The sequence below is a fragment of the Actinocorallia libanotica genome (assembly GCF_039525175.1).
In the GTDB taxonomy this organism is placed as follows: domain Bacteria; phylum Actinomycetota; class Actinomycetes; order Streptosporangiales; family Streptosporangiaceae; genus Actinocorallia; species Actinocorallia libanotica.
Window position 1 is genome coordinate 176400 of sequence record NZ_BAAAHH010000008.1, and the last position, 16331, is coordinate 192730.

Below are 16331 nucleotides of genomic sequence, written 5' to 3' on the forward strand. Positions count from 1 at the left end.
CTGGGACGCCGAGGACAGCAATGGAGTGCCGATGGCCCGCGTGGGCGTCATCACTTTTCCTGGTTCCCTCGATGATCGTGACGCCGCCAGAGCGGTGCGCATAGCGGGCGGCGAGCCCGTGGCCCTGTGGCACGCCGACACCTCCCTGCAGGGGGTCGACGCGGTGGTCCTGCCCGGCGGCTTCTCCTACGGGGACTACCTGCGCGCCGGGGCGATCGCCCGGTTCGCCCCGCTGATGGAAGAGCTGATCCCCGCCGCGCGGGCCGGGCTGCCGGTCCTGGGCATCTGCAACGGCTTCCAGGTGCTGGCCGAGGCCCACCTGCTGCCGGGCGCGCTCATGCCCAACGCCGAGGGCCACTTCGTCTGCCGCGACCAGCGGCTGCGCGTCGAGAACGCGGAGACGGCCTGGACGTCGCAGTACGCCCAGGGCCAGGAGATCGTGGTCCCGCTGAAGAACATGGACGGCCGCTTCACCGCGTCCGCCGAGACCATCGCCGAGCTGGAGTCCGCCGGCCGGGTCGTCGCCCGGTACATGGACGTCAACCCCAACGGCTCGATCAACGACATCGCCGGCGTCGCCAACGAGGCCGGCAACGTGGTGGGGCTCATGCCGCACCCGGAGCACGCCGTGGAGTCCCTCACCGGCCCGACCACCGACGGGCTCGGTTTCTTCACCTCGATCGTCAAGGGCCTGATCAACGCATGAGCGGTACCGACAACGTCGCCCTCGCCCACCGGACCCCCGAGCAGCCCCAGCCGTACAAGGAACTGGGCATGAACGACGAGGAGTACCAGAAGGTACGCGACATCCTCGGCCGTCGCCCGACCGCCTCGGAGCTGGCCATCTACTCGGTCATGTGGTCCGAGCACTGCTCGTACAAGAGCTCCAAGATCTACCTGCGCCAGTTCGGCGAGAAGGCGCCCAAGACCGACAAGCTGCTGGTCGGCATGGGGGAGAACGCCGGCGTCGTGGACGTCGGCCAGGGCTGGGCGGTGACCTTCAAGGTCGAGTCGCACAACCACCCGTCGTTCGTCGAGCCCTACCAGGGCGCGGCCACCGGCGTCGGCGGCATCGTCCGCGACATCATCTCCATGGGCGCCCGCCCGGTCGCGGTGATGGACTCGCTGCGCTTCGGCGCGGCCGACGCCCCCGACACCCGCCGGGTCCTGCCCGGCGTGGTCAGCGGCATCGGCGGCTACGGCAACAGCCTCGGCCTGCCCAACATCGGCGGCGAGACGGTCTTCGACCCCTGCTACCAGGACAACCCGCTGGTCAACGCCCTGTGCATCGGGGTGCTGCGGCACGAGGACATCCACAAGGCCTCCGCCTCGGGCGTCGGCAACAAGGTCGTGCTCTACGGCTCCTACACCGGCCCCGACGGCATCGGCGGCGCGTCCGTGCTGGCCTCGGCGAGCTTCGACGAGGAGTCGCAGACCAAGCGGCCCTCGGTGCAGGTCGGCGACCCGTTCATGGAGAAGCTGCTCATCGAGTGCTCGCTGGAGCTGTTCCAGAAGGGCCTCGTGGAGGGCATCCAGGACCTCGGCGCCGCCGGTGTGTCGTGCGCGACCACCGAGCTGGCCGCGGGCGGCACGGGCGGCATGGACGTGCGGCTGGACACGGTCCCGCTGCGCGACCCGAACCTGCTGCCCGAAGAGATCCTGATGAGCGAGTCCCAGGAACGCATGATGGCGGTCGTCACGCCGGAGAACGTCGAGCAGTTCATGGCCGTCTGCGCCCGCTACGAGGTGCCCGCCACGGTCATCGGCGAGGTCACCGACTCGGGCCGCCTGGTGATGACCTGGCACGGCGAGGTCATCGTCGACATCCCGCCGCGCACCGCCGCGCACGACGGCCCGGTCTACGAGCGCCCCGTCGCGGTGCCCGCCGACCAGACGCGGCTCCAGGCCGACACGCCCGGCCGCCTCGCCCGCCCGTCCAACCGGGACGAGCTGCGCAAGACGGTCCTGTGGCTGGCCGGTTCGCCGAACCTGGCGTCCAAGGAGTGGATCACCTCCCAGTACGACCGGTACGTGCTGGGCAACACCGTGCTGGCCCAGCCGGAGAACGCCGGCGTCATCCGGCTGGACGACGAGACGGGCCTGGGCGTCGCGCTGGCCCTGGACGGCAACGGGCGCTACACCCGGCTCGACCCGTACGCGGGCGCCCAGCTGGCGCTGTCGGAGGCGTACCGCAACGTCGCCGCGACCGGCGCGCAGCCGCTGGCCGTCACCAACTGCCTGAACTTCGGCTCTCCGGAGGACCCGGGCGTCATGTGGCAGTTCTCCCAGGCCACCGCGGGCCTGGCCGACGCCTGCCTCGCGCTGGGCATCCCGGTCACCGGCGGAAACGTCAGCTTCTACAACCAGACCGGCAGCACCCCGATCAACCCGACCCCGGTGATCGGCGTGCTGGGCGTGCACGCCGACGTCCGCCGCCGCACCGCGATGGCGTTCGCCGCCGAGGGCCACAAGCTCGTCCTCCTGGGCACCACCCGCGAGGAGTTCGGCGGCTCGGAGTGGGCGCACGTCATGTACGGCCACCTCGGCGGCCTGCCCCCGCAGGTGGACCTGCGGGCGGAGGCGGCCCTGGGCTCGGTGCTCATCACCGCCGCCCAGGAGGGCCTGGTCTCGGGCGCCCACGACCTCTCCGACGGCGGCCTCTCCCAGGCCCTGGTGGAGGCGTCCCTGCGCGGCGGCCTCGGCGTCCGCGTCGCCCTCCAGGACGACCCGTTCGTCGAGCTGTTCTCCGAGTCCGTGGCCCGCGCCGTGGTCGCCGTCCGCCCCGAGGCCGAGGCCCGCTTCGTGGACATCTGCACCCAGGCCGACGTGCCGTTCACCACCATCGGCGTGGTCGGCGGCGACGCCTTCACCGTGGACGGCGCCTTCTCCATCCCGCTGTCCGAACTCCGCGAGGCCCACACCGGCACCATCCCGGGCCTCCTGGTCTGACGACCCCCGCGGCCCTGACGGTCCGCACCGCGGAGCCCGCCCCTTCCCGGGGGCGGGCTCCGCGCCGTTCCAGCCCTACGGCGCCGCCGCACGGCCGAGGCGGGGACGTACGAGGCGGGGGTTCAGGGCAGGAGGGCGGCCGCGGCGGCCTCTCGGACGGCCTGGGCCACCGCGTCGAGGACGGGGGTGTGCAGGGACCACTGCTGCCAGTGGAGTTCGACGTCCACATGGCCGTCGGGCTCCAGGGGGACGGCGCGGCCTTCGGCCTGGAGGGGGTCGGAGTGCTCGGCGGGGAGCAGGCCCCAGCCGAGGCCGTGGGCGATGGCGCGCGCGTAGTCGGCGGTGGAGGGGATGTAGTGCCGGGGCGGTTCGAGGTCGCGGCCGGCGCGCTCGCGGATGTAGCGGTCCTGCAGGTCGTCCTTGCGGTCGAACATCACCACGGGGGCGCGGGAGAGGGCGTCGGCGGTGACGCCGCCGGGGAACCAGCGTCGGACGATCGCCGGGGCGGCGAACGGGCGGTAGCGCATGACGCCGAGCCGTACCGCCGAGCAGCCCTGCACCGGGCGCGCCTGCGTGGTGATGGCGGCCATGACCTCGCCGGAGCGCAGGAGCTCGGCCGAGTGGTCCTGGTCCTCGCGGTGGACGTCGAACACGGCGAGGTCGGCGACCCGCGCCAGAGCCGCCATCGCCCAGGTGTTGAGGGAGTCGCCGTTGATCGCCAGCGGCACCCGGGGGAGCGCCGAGGCGGGGGGTTCCCCGGACCCGCCGGGCAGTCCGGACTCGCGCACCACCGCCAGGACCTGCCGGGCGAGCCGCACGTAGTCGGTGCCGAGCCCGGTGGCGACCACGGGCCGGGCCCGGCGCAGCAGCACGGCCCCGGCCGCGGACTCCAGCGCCTTGATGCGCTGGCTGACGGCCGAGGGCGTCACGTGCAGCACCCGGGCGGCCCCTTCGAACGAGCCCTCGTCGACCACGGCGACCAGGGCGTCCAGCTGAGCCATCTCCATGAAGCGAATCTAATGCAACCGTAGAAACATTCGTTGGACTACATCGGGGAACGTTCCATAGGTTCGATGGCATGCTCGTTCACAGCCTCGCCGGTCTGGGCTTCGGCCTGTCCCTCATCGTCGCCATCGGCGCGCAGAACATGTTCGTCCTCCGCCAGGGGCTGCGCCGCGAGCACGTGGGAGTGGTGGTGGCGATCTGCGCCGTCTCGGACGCGCTCCTGATCTGCCTCGGCGTCGCGGGCGCGGGCGCCCTCCTGGCGGCGGTGCCCCGGCTCGACACGGCCCTGCGGTGGGGCGGCGCCGCCTTCCTCACCGTCTACGCCGTCCTGGCGGCCCGCCGCGCCCTGCGCCCCGCGGGAACCTCCCTGCGCTCCGAGGACGCCGACACCGGCCACCAGGGCGCCGGCCACCCGGGCGTCGGCGGTGCGGGTGTCGGCGGTGCGGGCGCGGCCGCGGTGGCGGGCACCGCCCTCGCGCTCACCTGGCTCAACCCGCACGTCTACCTCGACACGGTCACCCTGCTCGGCTCGGTGGCCGGCGGCCACGGGGCGGGCCGCTGGTGGTTCGGCGCGGGCGCGATCCTGGCCAGCCTGCTGTGGTTCGCCTCCCTCGGCTACGGAGCCCGCGCCCTGCGGCCCCTGCTCGCCCGCCCGAACGCCTGGCGGGTGCTCGACGGCGTGATCGCCGCCGTCATGCTCGTGATCGCCGTGTCCCTCGTCGCCGGAGCCCGGTAGGCGGCACGGGGTGCCGCGGGCGCCGCAGCCTCGCCGAACCCGCTCCCTGAGGGAGCGGGTTCCGTCTTTCCCGGGCGGGGCTTCTCCGGTCCTCTCCGCTCAGGCCTCGTCGGGCCGGAGCCGTTCGGCGGTCTCCTGGTAGGCGCGGGCGGCGCGGGCGAAGTAGTCGAAGAGGACGGAGAGCTCGTCGGGGGAGTAGCCGGAGAGGATCCGGCCGATCTCCTCGCGGGCGGGCGCCATGACCCGGTCGAGTTCGGCGGGCCTGCCGATCGGCTCGATGAGCACCTTGCGGCGGTCTCCGGGCGCGGGGGCGCGGCGGACGTAGCCCGCCTGCTCCAGCCGGTCGACGAGCCGGGTGGTGGGCCCGGTCGTCAGCCCGGTGCGGGTGCCCAGCTCGCCGGGCGTCATCGGGCCGCCCAGCTCCAGGATGTTCAACGCGTACAGGTCGGTCGCGCCCAGGCCGCAGGCCCTGGCGCTGGCGTGGCCGTGCAGCATCACCGCGCTCACATAGCGGCGGTAGGCGAGGCTCGCGTCCGGCGGCGGGGTTGACACGTGATCCTCCGGTCCATAATCTCTTCCTCAAGGAAGAGGAATCTTTCAGGAAGAAACTTCTCATAAGAAGTTATCATGGAAGGTGAACGACATGGCAGAACTGAAGGTCCCCGCTCCGGCCGCCTCCGCCCCCGCCGACGGGGCGTCCGCCTCCCGACGGCCGCGCCGCGTCAAGCGTGCGCTGGCGGTGTCGGCCCTGGCGCTCGGCCTGGCCGGAGCGGGCGCCTATGTCTGGCTCGCCGGTACCTCCGGGGTCGACGCCACCGGTGAGCCGGAGTGCGCCGGTGTCGCCTCTGCCGCCCCTGCGGGGTCCCACGCCCAGATCTGCGACGTGCTGAAGCGGCTGACCGAGGCCTGGGGCCGTGGAGACGCCGACGCCTACGGCGCGCTGTTCACCGAGGACGCCACCTACACGACCTACGTCGGCACCCATTACCAGGGCCGCCGCTACATCACCGAGGCCCACCGCGCCCTGTTCGGCGGCTTCCTCAAGGGCACCAGGCTGGCCGACTCCTACCTGGGCATCCGTTTCTACGGCCCCGGAACCGCGATCGTCACCAGCCGCGGCGACACCTACAAGGGCGAGTCCGAGAAGCCCGGAAAGCTCTCCAAGACCCAGACCTACACGCTGGTCCGCGAGGGCGACGGCGCCTGGCGCATCGCCGCCTTCCACAACACCAAGCGCCAGTCCGTCATGGAGCGCATCTCCTTCTGGTTCGCCCCCGACACCCGTCCCGAGGCCGAGAGGTGACACGCCCGCGGCGGGGGCGGGCCGCGGCGAGGTCACGGCAGGGACCGGACGCGGGTGATCTGCTCCTCCTGGACGCGCAGCGAAGTGCGCAGGAAGTCCAGGATGACGGCGAGTTCGTCCTGGTCGTAGCCGCCGAGGGCTTCGGCGCCCGCCCTTCCGACGGGGGCGAAGAGCTCGGCCTCGGCGGTGCGGGCGGCGTCGCTGGCGGTGATCAGGACGCGGCGGCGGTTGGCCGGGTCCCGGGTGCGGAAGACCAGGCCGGCGCGCTCCAGGCGGTCGATGGCGGTGGTGGTGGCCGCGGGGCTGAGTCTCGACGCGGTGCTGAGGCCTCCCGCGGACAGGGGACCGCCGTTCAGCACCACGTCCAGGCAGCGCAGGTCGGTGCGGTTGAGGCCGAGGCGGGCGGCGGCGGCCTCGTCGAAGGCGTCGAAGCTCTGCTGGAGGCTTCGTATCAGGGCGGCGACGGATCCGATGGACTCTTCTTTCGACATTCGAATCTTTCTGTTAACGTAAATTTCGTTGAACGAATGATACTGCACCGGAGGAAGCGATCATGGAAACCCGCACCGCCGACGACGCCCGGATCGCCGAGCTGTTCACCGCGTTCATGGACGCCTGGACCGCGGGCGACGCCGAGGCGTTCGGGGCGCTGTTCACCGAGGACTCCGACTACGTCTCCTACGACGGCACCGTCGCGCGCGGCCGCGGCCGCCACGAGCACAACCACGACCTGCTCTTCCGCGGCGTGCTGAGCGGCTCGGCCCTCGTCGGCGACCTGGAGTCCGTCCGCTACATCACCCCGGACGCGGCGGTCGCCCACGGCACCGCCTCGGTCCTCATGCCCTGGCGCTCGCAGCTGCCCGCGCGCCGGCTCTCCCGGCAGACCCTGGTCCTGGTCCGCACCCCCGAGGGCTGGCGGATCAGCGCCCTCCACAACGGCCGCGTCCGGCCCGTCACCGTCCCGGGGCCCGACGCGTTCCCCTCGAAGATGTCCCGCCTCATGAGCCGCGCGGCACGGCGCCTGGGCCTGGGCCGCCGCTGAACGACCCGGGACGGGGCGCCGGAAGGCGGGGCGTCAGAAGGCGGGGCGTCAGAAGGCGGGGCGTCAGAAGGCGGGGCGTCAGAAGACCGAGATGTGGACGTGGTCCCAGTGGTTCTGGGTGATGCCGCCGCGGTCGGACATCGCCGACCAGCCGGGGCTGCGCATGTCGTAGATGCGCTGCTTCCAGATGACGTACTTGACGCCGTACTTGCTGGCGTTGTTGATGGCGAACGCGGCCACCTGGTCGCCGTGCTGGAGGCGTTCGGCGGTCGGCATCTGCCCGGCGGTGCTCTCCATGAAGTCGCAGGCGCGGCCGGATCCGTGGTCCTGGGGGTCGCCCACGCGCGTGCAGCCGACCACGGGGAAGGGGCGGTACTTGTCCAAGATCGCCTGGTAGAGGGTCTTCATTCGGGGGGTCATCCCGCCCGCGCCGATGAGGGGCGTGGGGGCGAACCGCTCGATCTGCCGCTTGATGTCGGCTTTCCGGGACTCCATCTGCTGGATCTTCTTCTCGAGCTTCTTCAGGCTGGCCTTCGCCTCTTTGGCGGCCTCGGCCTGGAGGTCGAGCGTGTGCTGGATCTGGTTGGTGCGGTTGGCCTCGTTGCTGGACAGGTGGCTGACCAGCGACATGCCCGACAGCAGGTTGCTCGGGTCGCCCGCCTGCAGGACCGACAGGGAGGGGTCGATGCCGTTGGCCATGTACTGGCTGGAGGCCAGCCGGGAGACGACGTTGCGGGAGCGGTCGAGGTCCTTGGCCAGGTCCTTCTTGCGCTGGAGCGCCTGCTGCGCCGACCGCCGGATGTCCTTGAGCTCCTCCAGCTCGCCGCCCAGCTCCTTGTCGAGTGCGTTCAGCTGCCTGGTGAGCTGGCGCAGCTTGGTGTTGTCACTCGGCAGGGGGACCACGGCGCCGGAGGAGGGGGCTGCCAGTATCAGCGCTCCGAGGGCGGCGGCCAGAGCCGCTCCGGCGCGTCGCCGGACTGACGTCACGGGGGTCTCCTCTCGCCCGCTTGCGGTCTGCGGGGCAATCTCGCAAAGAGTAGCCCCAAAAGCGACCAATCGTTTTTTACCGTCTTGCGGCCGCGCGGCACCGCTCAGGGGCGGCGCGGCTCAGTCTGCCGGAAGAAGCCGTCCCGCGTCGGCGGTTCACTCACGCTTGAGGGTCGCCTCGTAGTGGTGCTTGCCTCCCGGCTTGGCCCAGGAGTAGAAGAGGCTGCCGTCGCCCGCGTCCTTCACCGTGACGTCGCCGGGGGAGCAGTGCCCCTTGGTGCGGGTGAAGGACATCCGCATCTCCTGGCCCGAGCCGCCGGTGCGGGTGAGCCGGCCGGTGCAGTTGCCCACGCCGAGCTTGGCCGTGGCCTGCTCCGCGTCGGCGAAGGTCACCACGATGCTGAACTGCACGCCCGCCTGGTTGGTGGCGGTGCCGCGCCAGGTGCCGCTGAAGGCCGCCTGGCTCTGCGCGGACGGCGTGCCGGACTGCGCGGTCTTCGGCTCGTCCTTCTCGGCGCCGTTCCACAGCAGGGTGATCACGATGATGCCCACGACCACGCCGATCACCAGCGCGCCCAGGCCCTTGATCATGCGCTGGTCCTGGCGGGCGGCGGCGGGCGTGCGGACGTCCACCGGCGGCGGGCCGTTCCACGCGGCCGTCATGTTCGGCAGCGGCTCGGGCTCGGGCCACTCGTCCCGGTCGGGGGCGGGCGGGAGGTACGGCCCGGAGAACGGGTCCGCGGGCCGCTCCGGGGCGGCGGGGCCCGCCGGGAGGGCGGGCTCCAGCGCGGGGAGCGCGAGGGTGCTCTCGGCCGACCAGGGGTCCTCGGGCGCGGGGGCGTTCAGGAGGTCGCGCGCCTCGGTCTGCTGGGAGGCGGGCAGCGGCAGCCCGCGGCGCAGCAGCGTCTGCAGCACCATCTCGGCGGTGGGCCGCCGGAACGGGTCCTTGTTGAGCGCCATGACGACCATGTCGCGCACGGAGTCCGGCAGCTTGTGCAGCTCGGGCTCGCCGCGCAGCACCCGGTCGGCCACCGTCTCGGCGCCGTCCTCGCCGAACGGCGGCCTGCCGGAGGCGGCGGTGGCCACGATCGCGGCCCAGGCCCACATGTCGCTGCTCGGCCCGGGGGCGCCGGCGCCGCCCAGCTGCTCGGGCGCCTGGTAGGCGGGGACGCCCGGCTCGGGGGGCAGTCCCGCGGCGGTCAGCGAGCGGACCACGCCCACGTCGGTCAGCACCGGCCCGTCGTGGGCGATGAGCACGTTGGTGGGCTTGAGGTCGAGGTGGGTGATCCCCGCCTTGTGCAGCTGGGCCAGGGCGAGCGCGATGCCGACGGCCAGGCGCTCCACCGTGGTCCGGTCGCCGCGGCCGCTCTGCACCAGCATCTGCTGCAGGGGCGGCCCGGCCACCAGGTCGGTCACCAGGAACGGCCAGTCGCCCGCGACGTCGGCGCCGATCGGGCGGGCGGTGCGGCTGCCGCTGACGCGCCGGCCCGCCATCGCCTCGCGCAGGAACGCGCCGCGCGCCTCGGGGTCGCCGCCGAGCCGGCTGTGCAGGAGCTTCACCGCCACCGGGACGTCCCCGTGGAGGCCCTGGAACACCACTCCCCGGCGTCCCTCGCCGAGCCGCCCCTCCAGTTGATGGTCACCGAGCCGGCCGGGGTCGCCGGGCTGCAGCGGCTGGACGTCGGACATGGTCACCTCGAAAGATCGCACTCAACCGGCACATTTCTACCGGTCCGCGCGCCCGCCTGTAACGTCGTCCGGGTGAATGCCAGCATGGAGGCGGTGTCCCGGACCCTCTCGGCCTACGCCGCGGGGGAGCGGCCGGAACGCGCGGTGGAGAAGGCCGCAGTGAAGCATCTTCTCGGACTTCTGGTCCAGAGGGCACCCGGAAAGTCGGTAGAAGTAAGAATTCCTCCGTATGCGGCCGTTCAGTGCGTCGAGGGCACACACCACACCAGGGGCACCCCGCCCAACGTGGTGGAGACCGGCGCGCGCACCTTCGTCGAGCTGGCCACCGGCCGGCTGGCCTGGGCCGAGGCGGTGGCCGACGGCCGGGTGCGGGCCAGCGGCACCCGCGCTGACCTGGGAGAATTGCTGCCGTTGATCACCCCTTAGCGGGTTTTGCCAGGCCCTGTCGTGAGGTTGGGCTTTTGGGCCTTGCCAGAAGTCCGGGAAACGCGCACTGTGCAAGGCATGCTCGCCGCGCACTGGACATGACGGGAGGCGGCCTTTCCGCCCTGCTCGACCCGGCGGTGGACCTGGTCCCCGCCCGGACCGGCCGCGCCCTGCGCTTCCACGGCGGGGATCGCGCCGTCATCCCGGCCGCGCCCCAGCTTGAACTCGACCGGCTCTTCGGCTTCGGCGGCCGGTTCTTCCCCGGTCGGGGCGAACCGGCCACCGGTAACTGATGCGGCACCTCTTCACACCCGTGGGCCGCAGGACGTCCGCAGCATGGGCTGCTGGCTCTACCGTTCCTCATCGGTGAACGCAAGTTGCACTGGCATGTCCCGAACGGTCTTGGACACACTGGTCCCCCGCTTACGCATACCATCCGGCAGCGGCCTTCCTGAGGCCGATCCGTGACGGGTGGGCGGGCTCCCTATGCACTCAAGGACCTGGACGGTCAGAACGGTTCGATGCCCAACATGATCACTCCGGTCATGCTGGGGCGAGACCGTTCGTCACCGGACCAGTCGCCCTTAAACGCACTCCATAGCTTAGGGTATGCGAGTCGGAACCGTATGTGTTTTCGGCGAGGTGGTGGCGGTTTCGGCCGGACGGCCTAGGGGCGGCCCGCCTTGAGCAGCGGGAACCTGGCGTCCAGGCAGTGCGAGCGCTCCAGCCTGCCGCTGTAGCGGTCGGCGCACTGCACGGCCTGGCGCCCGAACCACACCAGCGTGCCCGTCGCGACCACCAGGGTCAGGACGGACATCGCGATCCCGGCGTAGCCCAGGCCGCGGCCGCGGTCCCGGCGCACCGCGTACGCGCCGAGCGCGATCCCGGCCACGGCGAGCAGCATCCCCAGACCGCACATCCAGAAAGTGAGGAATCCAACGATCCCGAGGCTCAGGGCGGACGCTCCGGTCACGTGAGTTTCGGGGGAAACCGTGATGCTGCTGGGAGAGCGGGGCAGTGCCATGCCCCCAGGTTTCCCCCCGGAGGGAGGCTCACGCCTTCCCCTACGGCAAGGGTCGTTTAAAAAGCATCCGGTCGCTGACCCTAGACTGGACAACGTGTCGCGCTATGCCGATGGACGTCTGAGCCATGAGCTCGATCCCCACGACAAGGGCCCGCAGGACGCCTGTGGCGTCTTCGGCGTCTGGGTACCACCGGACGCCGCTCCGGACGCGGAGGTGAGCAAGCTCGCCTACTACGGTCTCTACGCCCTGCAGCACCGCGGCCAGGAGTCGGCCGGCATCGCGGTCAGCGACGGGGCGCGCATCGTCGTCTTCAAGGACATGGGACTGGTCTCCCAGGTCTTCGACGAGTCGGTGCTGTCCACCCTGCGCGGCCACATGGCGATCGGCCACTGCCGCTACTCCACCACCGGCTCGCCCACCTGGGAGAACGCCCAGCCGACGTTCCGGGCCACCGGGCACGGCTCGCTGGCGCTGACCCACAACGGCAACCTGATCAACACCCCCGAGCTCGCCGCGATGCTGGAGCCGGGGCAGCTCACCGCGACCACCGACACCGAGGTGCTCACCGCGCTGCTGGCCACCCGCGAGGGCGGCCCGCTCAAGGCGGCGCACGAGATCCTCCCGCTGACCCGCGGCGCCTTCTCGCTGGTCTTCATGGACGAGCAGACCCTGTACGCCGCCCGCGACCCCGAGGGCATCCGCCCGCTGGTCCTGGGCCGGCTGGACCGCGGCTGGGCGGTGGCCTCCGAGACCGCCGGGCTCGACATCGTCGGCGCCCAGTTCGTCCGGGAGGTCGAACCCGGCGAGATCCTCGCGATCGACGCCGACGGCGTGCGCTCCGAGCGGTTCGCCGAGGCCCGCCCCAAGGGCTGCATCTTCGAGTACGTCTACGTGGCGCGCCCCGACACCACGATCGCCGGCCGGTCGGTGCAGGCGACCCGGGTCGAGGTCGGACGGCTGCTGGCCAAGGAGCACCCGGTCGAGGCCGACATGGTGATCCCCACGCCGGAGTCGGGCACCCCCGCGGCGATCGGCTACGCCGAGGCCTCGGGCATCCCCTACGGCCAGGGCTTCGTCAAGAACTCCTACGTCGGCCGGACGTTCATCCAGCCGTCCCAGACCATCCGGCAGCTGGGCATCCGGCTCAAGCTCAACCCGCTGCGCGAGGCGGTCGCCGGCAAGCGCCTGGTCGTGGTCGACGACTCGATCGTGCGCGGCAACACCCAGCGCGCCATCGTCAAGATGCTGCGCGAGGCCGGGGCCCTGGAGGTGCACGTGCGCATCTCCAGCCCGCCGGTGCGCTGGCCGTGCTTCTACGGCATCGACTTCGCCACCCGCGCCGAACTGATCGCTGGCAACCTCAACGTGGAGGAGGTGCGCCAGTCGCTGGGCGCCGACTCCCTGGGCCACATCTCGCTCGAAGGCCTGGTGGCCGCCACCGAGCAGCCCAAGGAGCGGCTGTGCCGCGCCTGCTTCGACGGGGTCTACCCGATCCCGGTGGAGGAGGCCGCCCGCGGCAAGCACGTCCTCGAGTCCACGCACACCCGTTAAGGAAGCCCCAGAGTGAGCACGTACGAGGCAGCCGGAGTCGACATCGCCGCCGGTGAGCGCGCGGTCGAGCTGATGAAGTCGCGGGTCGCCCGGTCCCGCCGCCCCGAGTGCGTGGACGACGCCAGCGGCTTCGCCGGCCTGTTCGACGTCTCGGCGCTGCTGAAGTACCGCCGCCCGCTGCTGGCGACCTCCACCGACGGCGTCGGCACCAAGGTCGACCTCGCCCGCAGGCTGGGGATCTACGGCACGATCGGCCACGACCTGGTCGGCATGGTCGTCGACGACCTGGCGGTCTGCGGCGCCGAGCCGCTGTTCATGACCGACTACATCGCCTGCGGCAAGGTGGTGCCCGAGCGCATCGCCGAGATCGTCGGCGGCATCGCCGACGCCTGCGTGCTGGCCGGCACGGCCCTGGTCGGCGGGGAGACCGCCGAGCACCCCGGCCTGCTGGAGCCCGACGAGTTCGACGTCGCGGGCGCGGCGACCGGCGTGGTGGAGGCCGACGAGCTGCTCGGCCCCGACCGGGTGCGGCCCGGCGACGTGGTGATCGCGATGGCCTCCTCGGGCATCCACTCCAACGGCTACTCGCTGGTCCGCCACATCCTGCGCGAGACCCCGCTCAGCCTGGAGCACACCGTCGACGAGCTGGGCCGCACGGTCGGCGAGGAGCTGCTCACCCCCACCCGGATCTACGCCCGGGACTGCCTGGCCCTGAAGGAGGCGGGCGGCGTCCGCGCGTTCGCCCACATCACCGGGGGCGGCCTGGCCGCCAACCTCGCCCGCTCCCTGCCGCCGGGCGTCGACGCGGTGCTGCGCCGCTCGTCCTGGACGGTCCCGCTGATCTTCCAGATCCTCGCCCGCTACGGCCAGGTCGCCCAGGCCGACCTCGACCGGACCTTCAACCTCGGCGTCGGCATGGCCGCCATCGTCGCCCCTGAGGCGGCCGAGGAGGCGCTGGCCCTCTGCGCCTCCCGCGACCTCCCCGCCTGGGTGCTCGGCGACGTCATCGCCGGCGAGGGCCGCGCCGCCCTGGTCTGAGGACCGCGGGCGGGGCCGACCCCTCCGGGCGGAGCGGCTGCGTTCAGTTGCCGGTCAGGTACCGGGTGAGCCCGGCCGCCATCGCCACGGCCATGCGCTGGCGGAAGTCGGCGTCGCTCAGCTTGGCGGCGTCGGTCTTGTTGCGCATGTTGCCGGTCTCGATGAAGATCTTCGGGACCTGGGACATGTTGAGGCCGCCCAGGTCGTCGCGGACGGTGACGCCGTCGTCGCCGATGTAGTTCGCGTACGGCATGCCGGTGCCGGACTTGAAGGCGTCGCGCACGTCGTCCCCCAGCTCGCTGGAGGGGGCGGCGATCTGCTCGTTGAGGCCCTTGACCGGCTTCGGCTTGATCACGTGGAAGCCGCGGCCGCTCGCCGCCGCGCCGTCGGCGTGGATGGAGATCACCGCGTCCGCCTTGTTGCGGTTGCCGACCTCGGCGCGCTCGTCCACGCACGGGCCCGAGCCCTTGTCGTTCTGGCGGGTCAGCACGACCTTGGCGCCCTGGCCCTGCAGCACCTTCTGCAGGCGCTGGGCGGTGTCCCAGGCGAAGGCGTGCTCGGAGTAGCCGGCGTCGGTGGCGGTGCCGCCGGTGTCGCACGCCTTGTAGCCGTTGCCGACGAAGACCTGGTGGCCCTTGACCGGGCCGCCGTTGTGGCCGGGGTCCAGCACGATCGTCTTGCCCTTGAGCGAGACCGCGGACTGCCGGCGCGAATCCGAGCCGCCCGCGCCCTCTCCGTCGTTCGGACCGGCGGTCGGCGGCTCGGCGGTCGGCGTACCGGACTCGTCGGACCCGCCGCACGAGACCAGCCCGACGCTGGCCACGGCGACCGAGCCGAGTGCCAGTGCGAGGGCCTTGCGTCCGTTCGCCAAGATCAACTCCTGTGCCTGTGATCGGTCTGTTACCAACCGGCTCAGTCTATGGCGAAACACCGGGGTGGTCGGCTTCCGGGGCGTTCCGGGCTCAGAGCGCGGTCTCCTCGCGGCCCAGCAGGGCGGCGAGCGCCCGCGCCTCCTCGGCGTCGAGCCCGAGCACCACCCGGGGACGGCCCCAGGGATGGTCCAGCGAGTGCGCCACATAGCTGGCCACGGACTCGGCGGCGGCTTCGGTCTCGGCCATGCCCCGCGCGCGCCGCCACCGCTGCCAGGCACGCTCCAGCTCGCCCGCCGCGCGCTGCGCGCACGACACCAGTTCCGGATCACGCACGTTCGTCCCCCCTCGATGGCCTTCTCGGCCGACGGCGCCCCCGGCTCCGCCGTATCGCCGGTCACCATCCAAGAACGGCGGGGCGTGCCGGGTCAGCGGTTCGGCGCAGACTTGGACTCCGCCTTACCCCTCGGTGAGGAAAGATCTCCATGCGGGCGGGGTGTCGTTCAGCCGCCCACCGGACCGGTCGTGGCACGCACCACCAGGTGCGGCAGCACCAGTTCCTGGCGCACCTCGCGGGAGGGGTCCTCGATCCGGGAGCACAGGAGAGAGGCGGCGACCCGCCCCATGTCGCGGCGCGGCTGGTCGACGCTGGTCAGCGAGATGTGCCGGATCGCCGCGAGGTGGGTGTTGTCGTAGCCGATGATCGAGACGTCCTGGGGCACCCGCAGGCCGAGCTCGTCGGTGGCCGACAGCGCGCCGGTGGCCACCAGGTCGTTGGGCGCGAAGATGGCGGTCGGCCGCTCGCCGCGGGTGAGCAGCGCCCGCGCGGCGCGGTACCCGCCGTCCTCGGTGAAGTCGCCCGGCTCCACCACGACCTGGTCGGACAGCCCGTGCCGGGCCATGGCCGCCTCGTAGCCCGCCCTGCGGTAGCGCGCGGTCGCCGACGGGGCGCCCTCGATGTGGGCGATCCGCCGGTGCCCGTGCGCCACCAGGTGGTCCACCGCGAGGCTGGCGCCCAGCTCGTCGTCGTCGACGACGATGTCGACGCCCTCGACGTCCCGCTCGCCGACCAGCACGACGGGCACGCTGGAGGCCGCCTCCTGCAGCGAGTCGGGGACCACGCTCAGCAGCACCAGGCCGTCGACCCGCATCTCCAGGAACGCCTCGACGGCCTCGGCCTCGAAGAGCGGGTCCCACCGGCCGGAGCCGACCAGCATCCGCAGCCCCTCGCCGTGCAGGCTCTCCTGGAGCCCGTCAAGGAATTCGGCGAAGAAGGGGTTGTGCAGATCGGCGACGAGCGCGCCGATGAGCCGGGTGCGCCCCTCGACCAGGCTGCGCGCCACGGCGTTGGGCCGGTAGCCCAGTTCCCGCGCCGCCTTCAGCACCGCCTGCCTGCGGCGTTCGCTCACGTGCGGTGAGCCCCGCATGACCAGGGAGACCAGGGATTTGGAGACGCCGGCGCGCTCCGCGACATTGCGGATCGTCGGCTTGCTCGCGGACTGTCGGGGCGCCATCGCGTCGGACCGCGGGGCGCTTTCGTCACCTGACATGGCTCTCCTGTCGGGGGGAAGAACAGGCCTGCCGCAATATTTTGGTCACTTCTCAGGAAGAAGATGCCATGATGCCCCCCGATAACGCCAAACGGCTCCAGGGTAACGGGTAACGGTCGCATTTATTTGGTCGTGATAGATCGACCGAAACTAAAAAGGTG

At 72.0% G+C, this 16331-nt stretch carries 18 protein-coding genes; 9 read left to right on the forward strand and 9 right to left on the reverse strand.

Features of this window, described 5'->3' with window-relative positions; translation table 11 throughout:
- Positions 1–31: 31 nt before the first annotated feature.
- A complete protein-coding gene (purQ, locus tag ABD140_RS13090) occupies positions 32–706 on the forward strand; it encodes a phosphoribosylformylglycinamidine synthase subunit PurQ (protein WP_344240342.1) in 675 nt (224 codons plus the stop codon).
- Positions 703–2949 carry a phosphoribosylformylglycinamidine synthase subunit PurL gene (gene purL, locus ABD140_RS13095; protein WP_344240344.1) on the forward strand — a complete coding sequence of 749 codons (2247 nt, stop codon included), beginning with the start codon at positions 703–705 and terminating at the stop codon, positions 2947–2949. The genes purQ and purL overlap by 4 nt, the downstream gene beginning before the upstream one ends.
- Before the next feature lie 122 nt (positions 2950–3071).
- Here the strand turns inward: purL and ABD140_RS13100 are convergent, their stop codons facing one another.
- On the reverse strand, positions 3072–3956 hold the full coding sequence (locus ABD140_RS13100) for a LysR family transcriptional regulator ArgP (RefSeq protein ID WP_344240346.1): 885 nt from the start codon (positions 3954–3956) through the stop codon (positions 3072–3074).
- Between the two features lie 71 nt (positions 3957–4027).
- Here ABD140_RS13100 and ABD140_RS13105 point away from each other — a divergent pair, with 71 nt between their 5' ends.
- The gene (locus ABD140_RS13105; RefSeq protein WP_344240348.1) at positions 4028–4690 is read left to right on the forward strand and encodes a LysE/ArgO family amino acid transporter; all 663 of its coding nucleotides are present in this window, start codon (positions 4028–4030) and stop codon (positions 4688–4690) included.
- Positions 4691–4789: 99 nt separating this feature from the next.
- Here ABD140_RS13105 and ABD140_RS13110 read toward each other — a convergent pair whose 3' ends face one another.
- A complete protein-coding gene (locus ABD140_RS13110; RefSeq protein WP_344240350.1) occupies positions 4790–5242 on the reverse strand; it encodes a MarR family winged helix-turn-helix transcriptional regulator in 453 nt (150 codons plus the stop codon).
- Between the two features lie 91 nt (positions 5243–5333).
- Here ABD140_RS13110 and ABD140_RS13115 point away from each other — a divergent pair, with 91 nt between their 5' ends.
- The gene (locus tag ABD140_RS13115; protein WP_344240352.1) at positions 5334–5993 is read left to right on the forward strand and encodes an SgcJ/EcaC family oxidoreductase; all 660 of its coding nucleotides are present in this window, start codon (positions 5334–5336) and stop codon (positions 5991–5993) included.
- Positions 5994–6025: 32 nt separating this feature from the next.
- On the opposite strand, the gene ABD140_RS13120 is transcribed toward ABD140_RS13115, so the two are convergent.
- Positions 6026–6484 (reverse strand): MarR family winged helix-turn-helix transcriptional regulator, encoded by a 459-nt coding sequence (locus tag ABD140_RS13120; RefSeq protein ID WP_344240354.1) that lies wholly within the window; start codon positions 6482–6484, stop codon positions 6026–6028.
- Between the two features lie 62 nt (positions 6485–6546).
- Between ABD140_RS13120 and ABD140_RS13125 the strand changes: the two genes are divergently transcribed.
- Positions 6547–7035: an SgcJ/EcaC family oxidoreductase gene (locus ABD140_RS13125; RefSeq protein WP_344240356.1), complete on the forward strand. Its 489-nt coding sequence runs from the start codon at positions 6547–6549 to the stop codon at positions 7033–7035.
- Between the two features lie 78 nt (positions 7036–7113).
- Here the strand turns inward: ABD140_RS13125 and ABD140_RS13130 are convergent, their stop codons facing one another.
- Complete coding sequence (locus ABD140_RS13130; protein ID WP_344240358.1) at positions 7114–8022, reverse strand: coiled-coil domain-containing protein; 909 nt, start codon at positions 8020–8022, stop codon at positions 7114–7116.
- Between the two features lie 156 nt (positions 8023–8178).
- On the reverse strand, positions 8179–9732 hold the full coding sequence (locus ABD140_RS13135) for a serine/threonine protein kinase (protein ID WP_344240360.1): 1554 nt from the start codon (positions 9730–9732) through the stop codon (positions 8179–8181).
- A gap of 51 nt (positions 9733–9783) precedes the next feature.
- Between ABD140_RS13135 and ABD140_RS13140 the strand changes: the two genes are divergently transcribed.
- Entirely contained in the window at positions 9784–10137 is a 354-nt protein-coding gene (locus ABD140_RS13140; RefSeq protein ID WP_344240362.1) for a sterol carrier family protein, read from the forward strand.
- A gap of 98 nt (positions 10138–10235) precedes the next feature.
- On the forward strand, positions 10236–10430 hold the full coding sequence (locus ABD140_RS13145; RefSeq protein ID WP_344240364.1) for a hypothetical protein: 195 nt from the start codon (positions 10236–10238) through the stop codon (positions 10428–10430).
- A 374-nt stretch (positions 10431–10804) separates the two neighbouring features.
- Here the strand turns inward: ABD140_RS13145 and ABD140_RS13150 are convergent, their stop codons facing one another.
- A complete protein-coding gene (locus ABD140_RS13150) occupies positions 10805–11056 on the reverse strand; it encodes a hypothetical protein (protein ID WP_344240366.1) in 252 nt (83 codons plus the stop codon).
- A 199-nt stretch (positions 11057–11255) separates the two neighbouring features.
- Between ABD140_RS13150 and purF the strand changes: the two genes are divergently transcribed.
- Entirely contained in the window at positions 11256–12713 is a 1458-nt protein-coding gene (purF, locus tag ABD140_RS13155; RefSeq protein ID WP_344240368.1) for an amidophosphoribosyltransferase, read from the forward strand.
- Between the two features lie 12 nt (positions 12714–12725).
- On the forward strand, positions 12726–13751 hold the full coding sequence (purM, locus tag ABD140_RS13160) for a phosphoribosylformylglycinamidine cyclo-ligase (RefSeq protein WP_344240370.1): 1026 nt from the start codon (positions 12726–12728) through the stop codon (positions 13749–13751).
- Positions 13752–13794: 43 nt separating this feature from the next.
- Here the strand turns inward: purM and ABD140_RS13165 are convergent, their stop codons facing one another.
- From ABD140_RS13165 to ABD140_RS13175, 3 genes are all read right to left on the reverse strand, one after another.
- Positions 13795–14622, reverse strand: coding sequence for an N-acetylmuramoyl-L-alanine amidase (locus ABD140_RS13165; protein ID WP_344240372.1), 828 nt, complete (start codon positions 14620–14622; stop codon positions 13795–13797).
- Positions 14623–14713: 91 nt separating this feature from the next.
- Complete coding sequence (locus tag ABD140_RS13170; RefSeq protein WP_344240374.1) at positions 14714–14956, reverse strand: hypothetical protein; 243 nt, start codon at positions 14954–14956, stop codon at positions 14714–14716.
- A 167-nt stretch (positions 14957–15123) separates the two neighbouring features.
- On the reverse strand, positions 15124–16170 hold the full coding sequence (locus tag ABD140_RS13175) for a LacI family DNA-binding transcriptional regulator (RefSeq protein ID WP_344240376.1): 1047 nt from the start codon (positions 16168–16170) through the stop codon (positions 15124–15126).
- Positions 16171–16331 lie beyond the last annotated feature (161 nt).